Raw genomic sequence first — 17128 nt, forward strand, 5'->3', positions numbered from 1 at the left:
AACGTCGCAGTCCGGAGCGTGAGTTACGACGACCTCCGCGACCGGCTCGACGACCTCGAGAGCGGCGACGACCGACGGATCGTCTCGTTCCCCGACGGGAGCATCGACCGCTGGTACGCGCTCACGGGACGGGGCGGCGACCGCCTCGAGACGGCCGACGGGTTCGCCGCGCAGCTCGCCGACGGCGGGCGGTCGTTCTCGCTCGAGCCGCTCGAGGAGCGCCCGGGCGGACAGGCGGTCAACGCGGCCGTCCAGGTCCACGCCCTCGGCGACGCGGCGACGCTCGTCGGCCACCTCGACCATCCAGTGCTGTCCGAGGTCCCCGTCGAGACGCGTTCGATGGGGGAGCCGAGGACGGTCCGCGTCGTCGCGTTCGCCGCCGACGAACTGCTGTTTGCGGAACCCGGGCCGGCGGACGGCTGGGGGGTCGAGGACCTGCTGGCGGTCGTCGACTGGGAGCGAGTCGTCGGTGCGGACGCGCTCTGCTGTGCGAACTGGGTCTCGTTCCGCGGACTCGAGTCCGTCTTCGAACGGCTGGCGTCGGACCCGCCCGAGAAGCGGCACCCGGTCGTGGTCGATCCCGGTCCGATCGACACCGTCGATCCCGCGGCGCTCGAGGGACTGTTCGATGGGCTGTCGAACGCCGACTCGGCCGCTCCCGCGACCGAGATCGTTCTGAGCGTGAATCCGGCGGAGCTCGACGCGGCGGCCGCGGTCGTCGGGAGCGGGGCCGGGGTCGCTGGCGGAACCGGGAACGGACCCGCCGATCGGGACCGGGACCGGGACCGAGACCGAGTCGCCGCGCTCCGCTCGGCGCTCGACATCACCGGCGTCGTCTGCCACGGCCCGGACGCGGCCGTCGGGGCGACGAGAGACGAAACGCGCTCGCTCGGCATGGTTTCGGTCGGCGAGCCCCAGCGCACGACCGGTGCCGGCGACCGGTTCTCCGGCGGGCTGGCCTGCGGGGTAGTCCGCGACTGGCCGCTCGAGACGGCGCTCGCGCTCGGCAACGCCTGCGCGGCGCGGTTCGTCGGAACCGGCGTGACCGCCGATCCGGCGGCGGTACGGTCGGTGCTCGAGCCGGAGCCCTAGCGTTCGCCCGACATCGCCGAAAAGAGCCGTTCCTCGAACTCCGCCCGGCTGATCCCGTCGGAGGGGCCGATCCCCTTCATGTGATCGACCGAGAGCTGGCCGCCGCCCATCCGCGCGTGGCCGCCCGCGCTGGCCATCGGAATGTCGCTGATGGCGTGGCGGAGCGTCTCACCCATGTGAACCCGGTCGTCGCGGGACCGTCCCGAGAGGTGGAGCGTCCCCTCGTGTTCGCCGTAGACCACGACGGCGGTGACGCCCTCGAGGTGCATGAGTTCGTCCGCAGCCTGGGGAATCGCGTCGACGTTGCCGACCTCGCCGACGTCGCAGACGGCGAACGGGCCTTCGACTCGCTTCTCGGTGATCGCCGTCGCCTTGACCTGCAACACGTCGTCGCTGACCTGCGGGTTGGCGATCCGGTCGAGCAGGTCCTCGTCGATCCCGGAGAAGAGCGCGGCGCAGGCGTCGAACTCGGCCCGCGAACAGCCGTTCGTCAGGTGGTTCGTGTCCGACTGGATGCCGTAGAGCAGCCCCGTCGCGAGCTCCGGCGACACCTGGAAGCCGGCCGAGTCGTCCTCGTCGGCCATCGTCGCGCCGATGTCTTTCAGGTACTCGACGATGATCGTCGACGCCGCACCGTAATCGGTCCGCACGTCGGTGAACTTCGTGCCGGCCCCGTTCCCGGGGTGGTGGTCGACGACGGCGATCGGCTCGACGGTCTGCGCACCGGTAAAGCCCCGCGGGGTGTTGTGATCGACCAGGACGACCGGCCCCTCGCTGAGCTGCGAGCTCGCGTCGATGGACTCGAGGTCCAGATCGAGGACGGTCCGGAACGCGCGGTTCTCCTGATGGCGGATCTCGCCGGAGAACTGCAGCGACGCGTCGGTGCCGACCGACTCCGCGATCGCCGCGATGCCCATCGCACAGGACATGGCGTCGGGGTCCGGATTCGGGTGCATCAACACCGCTACTTCGTCGTGATTGCCGAGCACGCGCTGGAGCCGAGCGCCCGGCGGACGCCGGAACCAGCGGAACACCCACCACCCACCGAGGACGAGCCCGACGATCGCGAGAACGAGAAGGGAGAGGACGAGCGGATCCAGGGCGCGGATCGAGTCGCCGAGCGACTCGGTTACCAACGGGTTCGCCTCGACGACGGCACCGCCGGTCGAGGCGCTCCGATAGCTCATATCGGGGAATCAAATCGAACCACCATCAAATTTCCCCCGATTTCACCCCGATACGAGGGGGAAACAGTCAGTCCCCGGACCCGTTACGGCGGCTTTCGATCGCGTCGCGATACCCCTCCCGGAAGGTGGGGTAGTCGAGTTCGTAGCCGATCGCCCGCAGCTTCTCGTTCGAGCAGCGCTTGCTCGTCAGGATCCGCCGCCGCCCCGCTTCGGAGAGGTCGTCGTCCGCGAGCCGTTCCGCTTTCGTCCGTTTCGGCGGGTGGTCGACGCGACACTCGTCCGCCAGCCAGTCCGCGAACTCCCACTTCGAGGCGGGTTCGTCGTCGACCACCTGCACCACCTCGCCGCGCGCGAGGGCTTCCTCGAGCAGGTAGCGGACCGCACCGGCGGCGTCGTCTCGGTGGACCATGTTCAGGTACCCCGCCGTGACGGGACCGTCGAGGTAGCGCTCGAGTCGGTATCGATCGGGGCCGTACAGGCCGGCGTAGCGCGCGACGGTCCCGTCGAAGCCGTACGTCTCGGGGTGTTCGAGCGCGATTCGCTCGGCCTCGGCGAGCACCTCGGTCTTTTCGGTCGCGGGTTCGAGCGGCGTCGTCTCGTCGACCCAGTCGCCGTCGTGATCGCCGTGGACGCCCGTGGAGGACGTGTATACGAGTCTGTCGGGCGAGTTCTCGCGCTCACCGAACGCATCGATCGCCGTTCGCAACCCTTCGACGTAGACCTCGCGGGCGGCCCCGGCACCCCGCCCGCCGCTGCTCGCGGCGAAGACGATCGCGTCGACGTCCGGAACCGCCGCGAGTGCCTCGCCGTCGGTGACGTCCGCCCGAACCCCTTCGAAACCGGCGTCTTCGATCCGTTCGACGCCCGCAGCCGAGCGTCGGACGCCGATCGGTTCGTGACCGCGAGCCGAGAGCTGTCGGCCCAGTTCGACGCCGACGTAGCCGCAGCCGAGAATTGCGACGTGCATACCCCGACTCGTGGTCGGCTGCACATAATTTCACCGCTCGAGACCACGATCCACGTCGTTCTCGCCGAATTATCGAACGAACCGGGTTCCGACCGGCCGACCGATCGCCGCGGCCGGCAGCGAATCCCCGCGTCGACTCGCGATCGGCGGGCGTCCGGTCAGGGAGCGCCGTCCGCGATCACGTGCTGTACGTGTACGAACTCCTCGAAGGACATCGGCGCTCGCCCCTCGATCTTCTGGTGGACCTCCTTGGCGTCGAGATCGATCTCGAGGTGGCTCTCGACCGCGTCGACGTCGAGTACCGCCGTGGACATCCCCAGCAGCAGGTGCTCGAGGGCCATCGTGACCATCGTCTCCGGATCCGGTTCGCCGTCCGCGAGCGACTGGATCTGTGCCGCTTCCTCGAGCGTGAGCGCCGGCGAGTCCCCCGCCGTCAGGGCCTCGAGCACGTCCCGCTCGAGGCCCGTTTCGGCCGCGACGTCCGCGGACCCGCGTCGTTCGACGATCGCTGCGAGGTCGTCCTCGTACTCGGCCCGGAGCTCGGCGGGCGAGTCGGGGACGGTCATCCGCTGTTCGTAGAACATACCCTGAGAGAGGGGAATGCGGCTGAAAGGTATTGTGACCTGTGCCGGTCCGGGCGGATCGGCCGTCGCGTTCGCCGCGCCATCCGGTCGAGCGGTCCGTCGCGGGGAAACGCGGCGTATCAGTCCACCGGAACGTTAAACAGGGCTCCATTACATGATCGTGGTATGAAGGTAGCCCTGATCGGAGTCGGTCAGGCCGGCGGAAAGATCACTGAACGGCTCGCCCGGTTCGACGCGGACATGGGATTCGGAGCCGTCCAGGGTGCGCTGGCCATCAACTCCGCGGAACCCGACCTCCAGTCCCTCGAGTTCGTCGACACGAAGCTGATCGGTGCCGATCGCGTCAACGGCCACGGCGTCGGCGGCGACAACGAACTCGGGACGGAAGTGATGCAGTCCGACATCCAGCAGGTGCTGGACGGACTCGACGGCCGCGTGACGTCGAAAGCCGAGGCCATTTTCGTCGTCGCCGGCCTCGGCGGCGGGACGGGAAGCGGCGGCGCGCCCGTGCTCGTCCACCACCTCCAGCAGATCTACGACATCCCCGTCTACGCGCTCGGCGTATTGCCGGGCCGCAACGAGGGGTCGCTCTATCAGGCCAACGCCGGTCGCTCCCTGAAGACCCTCCTCCGGGAGGCCGATTCGACGCTGCTGATCGACAACGACGCCTGGCACGAACAGGGCGAGAGTGTCGAGGGGGCGTTCGAGACCATCAACCAGAAGATCGCCAAGCGGGTCGGCCTGCTCTTCGCCTCCGGCGAGGCCGTCGAGGGCGTCGGAGAGAGCGTCGTCGACTCGAGCGAGGTGATCAACACCCTCCGCGCGGGCGGCGTCGCGGCGCTGGGGTACGCCACCGAGATCGCGAGCGAGGACAGCGGCGAGAACATCACCACCGCCATGACCGTGTCGAGACAGGCGCTCCTGACGGGGACGAGCCTGCCGGACGCGACGACGGCCGATTCGGCGCTGCTGGTCATCGCGGGCCGGCCCGACGCGATTCCGCGGAAGGGCGTCGAGAAGGCCCGCCACTGGCTCGAGGACGAGACCGGCAGCATGCAGGTCCGGGGCGGCGACTTCCCGCTCGACAGCGACCGGCTCGGCGCACTGGTACTGCTCGGTGGCGCGGAGCGGTCCGACCGAATTCAGGCGTTCATGGAGCGGGCTCGCGAAGCGAAGGAATCACAGGAGTCCGAATCGACGGACCACGCCGACCAGTTCGCCGACGACCGACTCGAGAACTTGTTCTGAAACGTCGGAAGGGCTTTTTACTTCCGGTTCACTGACGGAGACAATGACCGACGAGTGGACCGGGGGGGTCGTCACGGACCGCGGCGGAGACGCCCCGCCGACCGTCGCGGAGTGGGAGCCTGTTTCGGTCCCCGGCCGACCGGCCGCGTTCGACGACGAGGGACCGATCGCCTACCGAACGACGTTCGCGGATCCTCGAGCGGACGAGACCGAACGCGCGCTGCTCGACCTCCGCGGTGCGTACGACCGCGCGACGGTCTGGATGAACGGCAGCCGGCTGGCGACGCACGAACCGTACTTCGTCCCGGCCCGCCTCGAGTTCGACCCCCGTCCGGAGAACGAACTGATCGTCCTCTGTGAACGACCCGATTCCGTCGCCGGCATCTACGGGACCGACGCGGTCCCCGACGGCGTCGGCACCCCCGGTATCTGGTGGGACGTCGCGGTCGAGTCGCGTCCTCGAACGTTCCTCCGGCGGTTCGAGGTCCGACCCCGGTTGGAAACGGGGACCGAATCGGACGCGACCGGGGACGCCGCCGCCTCGGCGACGAACGCGACGGCCGACGGTGCGGGTGCCGGACTCGACGTGACCCTCGAGGTCGACGCCGGCGCGGCGATCGACGACGCGGTGACGCTGTCGCTTCGACCGGAGGGGTTTCGCGGCGGCGCTGCGATGGAGCGCCTCCCGGTCGAAGCGGCCGCGGGTGAGCGCACGACGCTGTCGAAGACGATCTCGATCGAGGAGCCGTCGCTGTGGTGGCCTCGCGAGTACGGACCGCAGAACCGGTATTCGGTCCGGGCGAAACTGGGCGGCGACACCGTCGAGCGGACCGTCGGCCTTCGCCACGTCGAACGGGATGCGGACGGTCTCTTGCTCAACGGTCGGCGCGTCCGGGCCCGCGGCTTCACGCGATTGCCCGGCGGCGACCCGCGCGAGGACGTCCGCCGCGCCGTCGACGCGAACGCGACGTTGCTCCGTGCACGTGCGCACGTTCCACCGCCGGCGTTCTACGAGGCCTGCGACGAGGCCGGGATCCTCGTCTGGCAGGATCTGCCCGTTAGCGGCCCCGACCTCCCGATCGATCGGGGCCGGGAACTGGCGGCCGCACTCGACGAGACGTACGGCCGCCATCCCAGCCTCGCGATGTACGGCGTACAGGATCAGCCCGCCGACCCGTACGCGGAGCCGCTCGGGGACGGCCTCCTCGCGAAACTCGCCGTTCGATACCGGGCGTGGCGGACCGCAGTCGATCACGGCCCCGCTGCAGCCGTCGCCGACACCGTCGCCGACGAACTGCCGGTCGTCCCCGTGACGGGGCCGCCGGGAACCGATCCCGACGCGGCCCACCTGTTTCCCGGCTGGCAGTACCTCGCGGCCGCGGACATCGACTGGCTCCTCGAGACCTACCCGTCTCTCGGCGAGCTCGTCGGCGGATTCGGGGCCGGTTCGCTCGCGGCCGACAACGTGGAACCGGCGGCGATCCCCGGCCTCGGGTCGGGGATGCTCGAGGGGCGGGCCGCCGGTGCCGAGGAGTCACAGCGCGAGCAGGCGCGGACGCTGAAGACGGTCGCAGAGTCGCTCCGCCGGCGGGAGTGCGGCGTTCTCGCGGCGTCGACGCTCCGGGATACCGCGCCGGACGGCGGCATGGGTGTCCACACCGCCGAGGGCGAGCCCAAGCGGGCCGCCGAGGCGATCGCACAGTCGTACGAACCGGTACAGGCCGTCCTCGACGGGCCGGCCGCTCCCGGGACAGTCGGAATTACGCTCTGTAACGATACCCACGAGGCGCTCGAGCCGATCGTCGGCTGGCGGGTCGGCGACACCACGGAGATGGAACGGGTCAGCGTCGGCCCACTCGAGACGACGGCGGTCGGAACGGTCCGCATTCCGCGGGGCACCGAGCGGGTCGATCTCGAGGTGGCGGTCGACGACACGACGATCCGTAACCGATATCATTTATAAGCCGCTTCCGGACCATGTCACGCCCCAACACGGCCGAACGAGGCCCCTGCTAACGGTTTTCAGGGGTATTGTGACCGGTACATTTAAATTAGAGGCGACAATAGTATTGGATACCAGAACGCCACCGGGGCGCGTATCGCTCGACGATCGATGACAGGAAATCTTATTCACCGAGGTTTCGCAGATCGTGAGCAGCCGCTTCGAACGGCCGAATGGCCACTTTCGAGTCACTCGCCAACCCGTCGGCGACCGACTCGAGCGGCCGGCCGACCGTTTCTCCGGTGCGGGTATGGCACAGAGGTTTGACTAACATGGTAGACGAATCGAAGAACATCGAACTGACAGAGGACGACCTAGAGAACAAATCGAAAGGACAGCTCATCAAGATGGCCGGTCAACTGCGAGACCGGCGAAACGAGCTGAACCAGATGGCTTCTGAGCGCGCTTCCAAGCGCGACGATCTCAACGCGAAGACCCGCGAGAAAGTCGACGAGGCCCAGGAGCACCGCGAGAAACGCGACGAGCTCAACGAGCAGGTCCAGGAACACAAGGAGAGCCGCAACGAGCTCAACGCCGAAGCCAACGAGCTGTTCGACAAGGTCGAGCAGCTCAAGTCGGACATGGAGCTCGACGAAGGCAAGGATCTCGAGGAGCTCGAGGAGGAGATCGAACAGCTCGAGTTCAAACAGCAGACCGAGGTCCTCTCGAGCGAAGAGGAGAAGGAGCTCATCGAGAAGATCGAGAACAAGCGCGAGGAGTACGAGGAGCGCAAGCAGAAGCTCGATCAGAACGAGGATCTCGAGGAACTCGTCGAGGAAGCCGAGGAAGTACGATCGGAAGCCTCCCAGCACCACCAGAAGGTGACCGAGCTGGCGGACAAGGCCCAGGAACACCACAACCAGATGATCGAGGCCTATCGCGAGGCCGACGACATCCGTGACGAGGCCGACGAGATGCACGAGAAGTTCGTCGAGGCCCAGGAGGCCGCCGACCAGCACCACGAGGACTTCGTCCGCGTCCAGAAGCGCCTGCGCGAACTGGACAAGAAAGAAGAGGAAGAGCGCAAGTCCGAGCGCGACAAGAAGAAAGAGGAGGCCAAAGAGGAGGCCGAGGAGATCTATCAGAAGTTCAAGGAAGGCGAAACCCTCGACACCGAGGACCTGATGAAACTCCAGAAGACGGGACTGCTCTAATCCACGTTCGTCTACCGCGATTTTCTCCCCGAGTTTTCGGGTTTCTCGAGCGGGCGTGTAGCGACGGCACCATCTCGGGACGATCGACGCCGTCCTCGAGTGCGCGGTGAGACCGCTGGCGGAGCGAGCCGACGTGGACGAGACGGTGATCGTAACGGGTGCCTACCCCGGAACGGTCGATGAACGCGTCCTCGATATCGCGCTCGGCCGCGTATTCGACCGCCGAAACGGACGGAGACGGGAGCCGACGCTGTGATCGATATCTCGGACTCGAACGGCGCGTATTCGGTGCCTACTGTCGCGTATCCGGGGGTGAAGCGAACCGGCGCTCGACGGGACCCGTTATCCGATCTATAACAATGGAACGGGACCCCCACCCATCGGTCATGCAACGACACAGGGACGACGCGGGCGTGGTCGTGCCCGGCATCGACGCGCCGAGTACCGTCGCCTGTCTCCGCTCGCTCCGACCGCGCGGCGTCCGAACGGTCGTCGGCTCCGAGTCGCGGTCGACCCCGGCGGCGACCTCGGCGTACCGCGACGAGTTCGTCGATCTGCCGGACCCCGAGACGGATCTCGCCGCGTACGGGGACGCCTTGCTCTCGCTTGCCGAGCGACCGGCTGTCGAGACGATCGTCCCCGTCCGCGAGGAGGACGTCTACGTTCTCGCCAGGCGCAAAGGCGCGTTCGCCGACGAGGTCGCGACGCCGTGGCCGGACTTCGAGACCCTCCGCCGCGTTCAGGACCGGGTCGAACTCTTCGATGCCGCCGACGCCGCTGGCGTCGGTGCTCCCGAGACCGAACTCCTGGACCAGTGGGACGACTGGGACCGCGAGACGATCGTGAAACCGCGGTACACCGTCGCCTCGCCCGCGTATCTCGGCGAACGGTTCGACAGCGCGTCGATCGGCTCGACGGAGTATCAGCGACCGGGCACGCGGCCGGATCCGCAGACGGCCACGGAAAGACGCGGCCACGTCCCGCTCGTCCAGGAACGGATCCCCGACTCGCGGGAGTTCGGCTTCTTCGCGCTCTACGACCACGGCGACCCCGTCGCGACCTTTCAGCACTGCCAGCGCCGGGGCTGGAAGTACTGCGGCGGCCCCAGCGCCTACCGGGAGTCGGTCCACATCCCGGAGCTCGAGACCGCCGGCCGTGCCCTGTTGGACGAACTCGAGTGGCACGGGTTGGCGATGGTCGAGTTCCTGTGCGATCCCGCGGACGACGAGTTCAAGCTGATGGAGATCAACCCCCGATTCTGGTCGTCGCTGCCGTTTTCCGTCCGCGCGGGGGCCGACTTCCCGTACTATTACTGGCAACTGGCGATGGACGAGCCGATCACGTCGGAGCCGACCTACGAGGTCGGGATGGGCGGTCACCTGCTCCGCGGCGAACTCAGTTACCTCCACAGCGTCGCGACCGAGGAGTATCCGCTCGTCGAGCGGCCGTCGCTGGGGAGCGCCGCGCGCGAAGTCGCGACGTCGCTCGTTCGCCAGCCGCGGTTCGATTACGCGGTCGCAGACGACCCGGTCCCGTTCGTCCAGGACGGGATGAATCTCGTGCGAGCGTGGCTCGATAGCCGATCGGACGCGGATCCTCCGGCCGAGACCGAACCGGACGTCGAGCCCGGTACCGGGGTCGCCGGCGACGACGGTGAGGCTCCGACCGATACGAGCCAACCCCTGGACGGGGACGTGACGCGGTCGGCACAGACGGACGGCGGTCCGATATCGCGGCGTTCGAGCCGACCGTCCGATCGTGACGGGAGCGACGACGCCGACTCCACGTCCCGGTAGTTCCGACTCGAGCCTGAGACCGGGACGCCGTCTGCCGGCGGAGCGATCCGGTAACCGCCAACGATTAACGGAGTCCGCCCCCAGATATCGGTATGATTCGAGGTGACAGCCATGATCGGTAGCGGGAACGTCGATCGACTCGCGACGGTCGTTCTCGGTGGGATCGCGTCTGCCGTCGTCGCAATCGCCCTGTTCGTCGTCTATCCCGAGACGCTGACTGACCTGCTCGGGGTGTTGATCGCGATCGCGACCGTCCTCGTCGGCCTGCGGTTCGCGGGGAACGTCGCCGACTCGCTGTTTCCGGCGTACGACGTGGCCGAGGTCGCCGTCGAGGGCCCGATCAGTCGGGACGGCGGCGGCGGACCGCTGCCGACGAGCCCGGGTGCGACGCCGGCCGACGACGTGGTCGAACAGATCGACCGCGCGGACGACGACGACAACGTCCGGGCGCTCCTCCTGAAGCTGAACACGCCCGGCGGCGAGGTCGTCCCCAGCGACGACATTCGACTGGCGGCCAAGCGGTTCGACGGACCGACGATCGCCTACGCGACCGACGTTTGCGCCAGCGGCGGCTACTGGATCGCCAGCGGGTGCGACGAGCTCTGGGCCCGCGATGGGTCGATCGTCGGCTCCATCGGCGTCATCGGCTCCCGGGTCAACGCCAGCGACCTCGCCGAGAAGGTCGGCCTCTCCTACGAGCGGTTCGCCGCCGGTGACTACAAGGACGCCGGCACCCCGCTGAAGGAACTCGAGGAGGAGGAACGCGAGTACCTGCAGAGCCTGATCGACGACTACTACGACACCTTCGTCGAGCGGGTCAGCGACGGGCGGGACCTCGAGCCGGAGTTCATCCGGGACACCGAGGCACGGATCTACCTCGGTGAGGAGGCCTACGACATGGAGTTGGTCGATCACCTCGGCACTCGCCGGGAGATCGAAGACGAACTCGCAGACCAGCTCGACACCGACGAGGTGGTCGTCGAGGAGTTCGAGCCCGAACGGCCGCTGATGGCCCGCGTCGGTGCGGGAGCACAAAGCGTCGCGTACGCGCTCGGTGCCGGTATCGCCGGCGTCGCCGACGAGCGCGGGTTCCGACTCCGGACCTGACGACGGACCGGAATCGCGGAGACGAGACCGGTTCGGATCGGTCGTCCGTCTCTCGTCGACCCGTCTCCCGGCACTCAGGGCGGGCTGGCACCCGGTTCCTCGACGGCCAGTGCCCACCCCTCGAGCCACTCGCGCAGGCCGGAATCGGGAACGGACAGCGAGTGGGTGTTCTCGGGGAGGTCCGGGTAGCCGCCGACCGCGTCGGGAGTGGGGATCCAGTAGTCGTACGCCGAGTCGAGTCGGTCGTTGCCGGCTCGATTGGCGATCTCCCGGACGATCCGCTCGTCGTTTGCCGTCCGGTCGGCCGGCCGCGCGCCGGCGTAGCGGAGGTTGTGTTCCTCGACCTCGCTCGCGGACATCGTCTCGAGACCGTCGGGCCACAGCGGGGGCGACGACAGTTCGTTCGAGGTGGCGAAGTCGGTGTCCGAATCGAGGGACGGATCGTACGTGACGTTGTCCTCGAGATACGCGTCGCCGCCCTCGAGGACGTTGTCGTCCGGTGCGATCGTGCCGAGGTAGGCGTTGCCGACGAAGCTGGTCTCCGTCGAGCCGTCCGCGATCCCCCCTTCGTCGAAGAAGTAACAGAGGTTGTTCGCGACGACGCTCCGCGTATCGCCCTTGAGACGGGGCATGCGGCTGCGACACTTCGCCCAGACGTTGCCCGCCAGCGTGACGTTGTCGGCACCGTTGCCGACGAGCGTGCCGTAGTTGTGATCCGAGCCGTCGCCGTAGGGGTCGTACAGCCCCTCGTAGATCAGGTTGTTCGTGTAGGTCGTCCGATTCGTATCGTAGCCGACGGACATGCACTCGTCGGTCCCCCACGAGGCGGTCACGTGATCGACGACGTTGTTCGTCGTGTCGTCCTGGGTGTTGAACGAGTCGTTGCCCTGGATGTTGCCGTCGGAACCGGGACCGATTCGCGAACGGATGTGCTGGACGACACAGTCGTTGGCCCCGACCGCCACCATGCCGTTGATGAACGTAATTCCCGGCGAGGGGGCCGTTTGACCGGCGATCCAACACTTGTCCTCGGTGACTTCCAACCTGTCGCCCCCGAGGTCGATGACGCCGCTGGTCTCGAAGACGATCACGCGCGGCCCGCTCGCCTGGAACGGCCCTTCGACCGCGCGACGGGTCGCTTCCTGAATCCGATAGACGTCGACGGCTTCGTCCTCGAGCCACGGTGCAGGCGTAGTGAACCCGTCGGTGTAGTCGTAGTGTGCGCCGCCGTCGTTGTGAGCTTCCCCGGTCGTGAACGTCCCGATCTCGCCGGCATCGCCGTCGCCGTCGTCGGCCTCGACGACCGCGCGGTACTCGTAGTCGGTCTCGCTCGAGAGCCCGCGGACGTTCCCGCGGAACTCGCCGGGTTCCTCGAGCGTCTCGGTGCTCGAGCGGCTCCACTCCGCGTCGTCCTCGTCATCGTCGGCGACGGGACGGACCTCGAACGCGACGTCGGCCGTCGACGCCTGTCCACCGATCCGCTCGAGATGCCCGTTCAGCGTCGCCGACGTGGCGTCGATCTCCGACACCTCGCCGGTCGTGACGACTGGACCGGTGTCGGACTCGCCGGTTGTGAACGTGGCGACCGCGCCGGTATCGGTATCGCCGTCGCTGGCCTCGACGACGGCGCGGAACTCGTAGTCGGTCTCCCTCGAGAGGTCGGTGATCTCGATATCGACCGAACCGGGGCCGGACAGCGTCCGGCCGTCCGTCGTCGTCCACGACTCGGCACCGACCGCACGGTACCCGAACGTGACCGTCGCCGAGGACGCCCGTCCCACCGAGTCGAGCCGTCCGGTGAGGGTCGCCGTCGTCGCGGACACGTCTGTCGCCGATCCCGTCGCGACCACCGGGTTCGTGTCGACGGGTGCACCGTCGTCCCCGGAGACGCTGCCGGCGACCTCGACGTCTCCGATGTCCCGGCTGTGGGTCGGCGAGACGCCGGTCAGCTCCGAGAATTCGGCGGCACAGAGGGTTCCCGCGTTGTGGCTCGTGACTGCAAGCCCGAGGTAGCCGCTCTCCGCGAGGTCGATCGCGTCGCTCGAGAGATCGGCCACGAGTGTCCAGTCCTCGCCGTTCTCCGATGCGTACGCACGGAGCGTCTCACCGTTCCGGACGAGTCGCTGGTAGTCCGCGTCGATCGTCCCGCCCGACGTTTCGCGTTCGCTTCGGCCGGCGTCGGACGTCAGACTCGTCGACTCGCCGCCGGGTTCGGGACGCCACTGCACGGACGTGTCGTGGCCGGACGTCCGTCGAATCATGACGTTCTTTGCCTCCGGGTCGAGCGTCTCGCGGACCATCAGGCCGGCCTTGGCGTACGGATCGGTGCCCTCGAGGCCGTCGACCGCGACGACGGCGTCGAAGTCGCCGCTGACGTCGGTAAAGTAGTAGTGACCCTCGTCGGACTCGTTCCAGATGTCGGTGCCAGCTCCCTCGACCACGACTCCGTCCGTCTCGTTGACCGCGGTCTCGACCGTATTGATCGATCCCCTGTCGCCGTCGCCATCGCTGGTCTCGAGGACCGCACGGAACTCGTAGGTCGTGTCGCTCGAGAGATCGCCGACCTGATAGCTGAACGTCCCACTCGAGGAGAGCGTCTGCGAGGCGGTCGTGGTCCACGACCGCGCGCCGCTCGGGCGGTACTCGAAGGAGACGACGGCCGAGTCGGCACCGCCCAGTTCGTCGACGGCACCGCCGAGACTGGCCGACGAGGCGGTGACGTTCGATGCCGACCCCGTCGAGACGACCGGGGCGGGATCGTCGCCGCCAGTGTCGCCGTCGGTGGTGGAGACGCTTCCGGACACCGCAACGTCGCCGATGTCGTCGTTGCTGGACGGTGACAGTCCCGACAGGTTCGAGAACGCCGCCGTACAGAGCGTCCCCTCGTTGCGGCTCGTCACCGCGAGCCCGACGTAGGCGCTGCCGGCGAAGTCGACCGTCCCGTTCGACGGCGAGAGCTCCGCGATGAGCGTCCAGTTCTCGCCGTCGTTGGAGCCATACGCCCGAATTGTCTCCCCCTGCCGGACGAGGCGCTGCCACTCGGCCGTCATCGTTCCGCCCGGAACCCTGCGCAGGTCCTCGCCGCCGTCCGAGGTCGTACTCTCGGCCTCGTCCCCGCCGTCCGACCGCCACTGGACCGAGGTGTCGTTCCCGGGCGTCTTCCGGACCATCGCGTGCTCCTCGTCGGCCGCGAGCGACTGTCGGACCATCAGGCCTGCCTTGGCCCACCCGTCCGTGTTCTCGAGTTCGTCGATCTTGACCGTGACGTCGAAGTCGCCGTCGACTTCCTCGTAGAAGTAGTGGAACGCGTCGGTGTCGCCCCAGATATCGTCGCCACCGCCATCGATCGTGATCGTCGTCGTTGCTGCCGCGGTTCCGATCGTCCCTAGCCCGATGCTCCCCGCACCGATCGTCTTTATCACCGTTCTGCGCGGTTGTTTCATAGTCAGTGACTAATTTAATAATTGTACCCTTAGTAAATAAAAATTAGTGGTTAGCGATTTCTCGGCGGATCACGAGCCCGCCGACTCGACGGACCGGCGTGTGAGCGAGGGGACGAGGAGTCACCGTTTTCGAGTAAGTGGTTTTATCGTTACAGGGGACTCAACGCCTATCCGTGACAACGCTGGTCGTCTGCCTCGACCGAACCGACGACGTGGGCCGCAAGACCGGCCTCCGCTCGCCCGTCGTCGGCTGGGAGGCAGTCCGCGCGCTCGTGACCGACGTCGGCCTCGCGGATCCGGAGGACTCCGGTGTCAACACGTTACTCGAGTCGTTGCGGGTCGCCCAAAATCTGCGCGACGAGAACGAGGAGGTCGTCGTCGCGGTCGTCTCGGGGGATCACGAGTCGATGGTGTCGGCGGATCGAGCGGTCGCCGCCCAACTCGACGATCTCATCGCGGACTACGATCCGGATTCGGCGGTCGTCGTGACCGACAGCGCGGAGGACGAGCGGCTGATCCCGATCGTGGAGAGCCGCGTCCGGGTCGACTCGGTCGACCGCGTCGTCGTCCGACAGGCCCGCGACATCGAGTCGACCTACTACCTGCTCAAGCAGTTTCTCGCGGACGAGGAACTCCGTCAGACCGTCCTCGTGCCGATCGGGTTGACCCTGCTCGTCTTCCCGCTGCTCGCGACTACCGTCGGTCCGGCCACGGGCGCGGCCGCGATCACCACCGTTATCGGCCTCTTCCTGCTCTACAAGGGGTTCAACGTCGACGAACTCCTGACCAGGTTCGCCCGCCAGACGCGGGAGTCGCTGTACTCGGGGCAGGTGTCGGTCGTCACCTACGTGGTCGCCGCCGGGCTGACGTTCGTCGGCCTGTTCGTCGGTGCGCTCGGCGTCTCGAACCTCGAGGACACGGCGGGCGTGGTGATCCCGACGACGCGGTTCGCCTTCGACAGCATCCCCTGGCTGGCGATGGCCGCGCTGACGGCCAGCGCCGGCCGACTGCTCGACGAGGCGATCGGCGACGATCCGATCCGAACGTCCTTTCTCAATCTCCCGTTTCTCGTCGTCGCCGTCAGCCTGGTCGTTCGCGGGTTCTCCGCCTACTTCCTCGAGCAACAGCACGTGATCGACCCCTTCGTCGTCCCAGCGTACGAACTCGGCATCCTCTCGAACGAGCGGTTCGTGATGGGGACCGGCGAGCGACTCGCCCTGTTCGTCGTCACCGCGATCGTGGTGAGTCTCGTCGGGGCCCAGTTCGCGTCGTCCGTCAGCGGCTCGAACGAGGGCGTCGATCGCCCCGACGGCGGAACGGACGGCGGTGCCGCGACCGGCGAGTCGGCGTCCGACGCTGCTGTCGATCCCGACCCCGGGGACGGTCCCGACGCGGCCCCCGACGGCGAGGCCGGACCGGTCTCGGAGCGGCCGGATCCCGAACTCACCGACGGCGGGGCCGACGCGAACGCGAACCCGGACTCGTCCCGGACGCGAGACCGCTGACGCGGCTCGGACCCGGTACCCATTTATCCGCCCCTGCCGACTTCCGACCATGAGCGACGCAGACGGGGCCTGGGTGAGCCTCTTTTCCGGCGGCAAGGACTCGGCGTGGGCGCTGTACCGCGCCCTCGAGCGCGATCTACCGGTCGAACGGCTCGTCACCGTCCACCCGGCGGGCGATTCGTACATGTACCACGTCCCCGCGACGGAGCTGGCCGCGCTGGCGGCCGAGAGCATCGGCATCGAGCTGGTCGACGTCGAACCCGACGACTTCGCGGCCGACGCGGCGACCGACTCGAGCGCGCAGGGCGACGACGAACTCGAGCCGCTCGAGGCCGCGCTCGCCACCCTCGACCGTGAGCTTCCGAACGGCGTCGCGGGCGTCACGGCGGGTGCCGTCGAGAGCGAGTACCAGACGAGCCGGATTCGGGGGATGTGCGACCGGCTCGATTGCGAGCTGTTCGCCCCGCTCTGGCAGGAAGATCCCCGCGAACTGGCCGATGCGATGCTCGAGGCCGGGTTCGAAATCGAGATCGTGCAGGTCGCGGCGCACGGATTGGACGAGTCGTGGCTCGGCCGCACCCTCGATCGGGCGGCGATCGCGGAACTCGAGGGGCTCAACGAGGAGTACGGCGTCCACATCCTGGGAGAAGGCGGCGAGTTCGAGACGCTGGTGGTCGACGGGCCGCACATGGACCGACGGATCGATCTGGAGTACGAGCCGGTGTGGGAGGGAACGCGTGGGCGATTGCGGATCTCGGACGCGCAGTTAGCGTCGTACCACCGCGAGCGAACGGCGTAAGCGAGCGGCTTTTTGGCCCAGATTTTTGCGCGAGCGGTGAACGGAGAACCCGGGCGGAAAAAGGAGGTTCCGAGACGCTTGTGGTCGACGGGCCGCACATGGACCGACGGATCGATCTGGAGTACGAGCCGGCCCGAACCGGCCCGAAACCCCGTCTCGAGGAACGGTCTCGGGTCGCATCCGAATCGCCGAGTGATCGGTAGCGGGACTGTGCGGTCACGTTATCGGCCAGAGCTACTTTATG

Annotated in this window: 13 protein-coding genes and 1 pseudogene; 10 read left to right on the plus strand and 4 right to left on the minus strand. The window is 67.8% G+C overall.

Annotated elements, in window-relative coordinates; translation table 11 throughout:
• Nucleotides 1-18: 18 nt before the first annotated feature.
• Nucleotides 19-1092 carry a PfkB family carbohydrate kinase gene (locus tag BMX07_RS19435; RefSeq protein ID WP_090621196.1) on the plus strand — a complete coding sequence of 358 codons (1074 nt, stop codon included), beginning with the start codon at nucleotides 19-21 and terminating at the stop codon, nucleotides 1090-1092.
• Here the strand turns inward: BMX07_RS19435 and BMX07_RS19440 are convergent.
• The 3 genes from BMX07_RS19440 to BMX07_RS19450 all read right to left on the minus strand — a co-directional run bounded on the left by BMX07_RS19440 (nucleotide 1089) and on the right by BMX07_RS19450 (nucleotide 3830).
• Entirely contained in the window at nucleotides 1089-2279 is a 1191-nt protein-coding gene (locus BMX07_RS19440; protein WP_090621198.1) for a DHH family phosphoesterase, read from the minus strand. The two genes, BMX07_RS19435 and BMX07_RS19440, sit on opposite strands and share 4 nt — an antisense overlap.
• A gap of 67 nt (nucleotides 2280-2346) precedes the next feature.
• On the minus strand, nucleotides 2347-3246 hold the full coding sequence (locus BMX07_RS19445) for an SDR family oxidoreductase (protein WP_090621201.1): 900 nt from the start codon (nucleotides 3244-3246) through the stop codon (nucleotides 2347-2349).
• A gap of 158 nt (nucleotides 3247-3404) precedes the next feature.
• The gene (locus tag BMX07_RS19450) at nucleotides 3405-3830 is read right to left on the minus strand and encodes a DUF5791 family protein (protein ID WP_090621203.1); all 426 of its coding nucleotides are present in this window, start codon (nucleotides 3828-3830) and stop codon (nucleotides 3405-3407) included.
• A gap of 165 nt (nucleotides 3831-3995) precedes the next feature.
• Here BMX07_RS19450 and BMX07_RS19455 point away from each other — a divergent pair, with 165 nt between their 5' ends.
• From BMX07_RS19455 to sppA, 6 genes are all read left to right on the plus strand, one after another.
• Nucleotides 3996-5078 carry a tubulin/FtsZ family protein gene (locus tag BMX07_RS19455; RefSeq protein ID WP_090621205.1) on the plus strand — a complete coding sequence of 361 codons (1083 nt, stop codon included), beginning with the start codon at nucleotides 3996-3998 and terminating at the stop codon, nucleotides 5076-5078.
• Nucleotides 5079-5121: 43 nt separating this feature from the next.
• Nucleotides 5122-7041 carry a glycoside hydrolase family 2 protein gene (locus tag BMX07_RS19460; protein ID WP_090621207.1) on the plus strand — a complete coding sequence of 640 codons (1920 nt, stop codon included), beginning with the start codon at nucleotides 5122-5124 and terminating at the stop codon, nucleotides 7039-7041.
• A gap of 311 nt (nucleotides 7042-7352) precedes the next feature.
• Nucleotides 7353-8234, plus strand: a complete 882-nt coding sequence (locus tag BMX07_RS19465) for a coiled-coil protein (RefSeq protein WP_090621209.1) — start codon at nucleotides 7353-7355, stop codon at nucleotides 8232-8234.
• 106 nt (nucleotides 8235-8340) lie between these two features.
• On the plus strand, nucleotides 8341-8490 hold the full coding sequence (locus BMX07_RS24715) for a hypothetical protein (RefSeq protein ID WP_175480220.1): 150 nt from the start codon (nucleotides 8341-8343) through the stop codon (nucleotides 8488-8490).
• 130 nt (nucleotides 8491-8620) lie between these two features.
• Nucleotides 8621-10030 carry a carboxylate--amine ligase gene (locus BMX07_RS19470; protein WP_090621211.1) on the plus strand — a complete coding sequence of 470 codons (1410 nt, stop codon included), beginning with the start codon at nucleotides 8621-8623 and terminating at the stop codon, nucleotides 10028-10030.
• A gap of 111 nt (nucleotides 10031-10141) precedes the next feature.
• Nucleotides 10142-11137, plus strand: a complete 996-nt coding sequence (gene sppA, locus BMX07_RS19475) for a signal peptide peptidase SppA (RefSeq protein ID WP_090621213.1) — start codon at nucleotides 10142-10144, stop codon at nucleotides 11135-11137.
• A 74-nt stretch (nucleotides 11138-11211) separates the two neighbouring features.
• Here sppA and BMX07_RS24920 read toward each other — a convergent pair whose 3' ends face one another.
• A complete protein-coding gene (locus BMX07_RS24920; RefSeq protein WP_217643713.1) occupies nucleotides 11212-14580 on the minus strand; it encodes a hypothetical protein in 3369 nt (1122 codons plus the stop codon).
• Between the two features lie 173 nt (nucleotides 14581-14753).
• Between BMX07_RS24920 and BMX07_RS19485 the strand changes: the two genes are divergently transcribed.
• The 3 genes and pseudogenes from BMX07_RS19485 to BMX07_RS25725 form a co-directional block, all read left to right on the plus strand.
• Nucleotides 14754-16085 carry a DUF373 family protein gene (locus BMX07_RS19485; RefSeq protein ID WP_090621215.1) on the plus strand — a complete coding sequence of 444 codons (1332 nt, stop codon included), beginning with the start codon at nucleotides 14754-14756 and terminating at the stop codon, nucleotides 16083-16085.
• A gap of 49 nt (nucleotides 16086-16134) precedes the next feature.
• Nucleotides 16135-16884: a diphthine--ammonia ligase gene (locus BMX07_RS19490; protein WP_090621217.1), complete on the plus strand. Its 750-nt coding sequence runs from the start codon at nucleotides 16135-16137 to the stop codon at nucleotides 16882-16884.
• 56 nt (nucleotides 16885-16940) lie between these two features.
• Nucleotides 16941-17087 (plus strand): annotated as a pseudogene (locus BMX07_RS25725) (diphthine--ammonia ligase); the annotation flags it as partial.
• Nucleotides 17088-17128 lie beyond the last annotated feature (41 nt).

The organism is Natrinema salaciae, from assembly GCF_900110865.1.
In the GTDB taxonomy this organism is placed as follows: domain Archaea; phylum Halobacteriota; class Halobacteria; order Halobacteriales; family Natrialbaceae; genus Natrinema; species Natrinema salaciae.

Excerpts from the sequence above, each read along its gene's own strand:
- BMX07_RS19465 (WP_090621209.1), top strand. The coding sequence starts at position 7,353 with ATGGTAGACGAATCGAAGAACATCGAACTGACAGAGGACGACCTAGAG.
- BMX07_RS19470 (WP_090621211.1), top strand. The coding sequence starts at position 8,621 with ATGCAACGACACAGGGACGACGCGGGCGTGGTCGTGCCCGGCATCGAC.
- BMX07_RS19440 (WP_090621198.1), bottom strand. The coding sequence starts at position 2,279 with ATGAGCTATCGGAGCGCCTCGACCGGCGGTGCCGTCGTCGAGGCGAAC.
- sppA (WP_090621213.1), top strand. The coding sequence starts at position 10,142 with ATGATCGGTAGCGGGAACGTCGATCGACTCGCGACGGTCGTTCTCGGT.
- BMX07_RS19490 (WP_090621217.1), top strand. The coding sequence starts at position 16,135 with ATGAGCGACGCAGACGGGGCCTGGGTGAGCCTCTTTTCCGGCGGCAAG.
- BMX07_RS19455 (WP_090621205.1), top strand. The coding sequence starts at position 3,996 with ATGAAGGTAGCCCTGATCGGAGTCGGTCAGGCCGGCGGAAAGATCACT.
- BMX07_RS19450 (WP_090621203.1), bottom strand. The coding sequence starts at position 3,830 with ATGTTCTACGAACAGCGGATGACCGTCCCCGACTCGCCCGCCGAGCTC.
- BMX07_RS19445 (WP_090621201.1), bottom strand. The coding sequence starts at position 3,246 with ATGCACGTCGCAATTCTCGGCTGCGGCTACGTCGGCGTCGAACTGGGC.
- BMX07_RS24920 (WP_217643713.1), bottom strand. The coding sequence starts at position 14,580 with ATGAAACAACCGCGCAGAACGGTGATAAAGACGATCGGTGCGGGGAGC.
- BMX07_RS19460 (WP_090621207.1), top strand. The coding sequence starts at position 5,122 with ATGACCGACGAGTGGACCGGGGGGGTCGTCACGGACCGCGGCGGAGAC.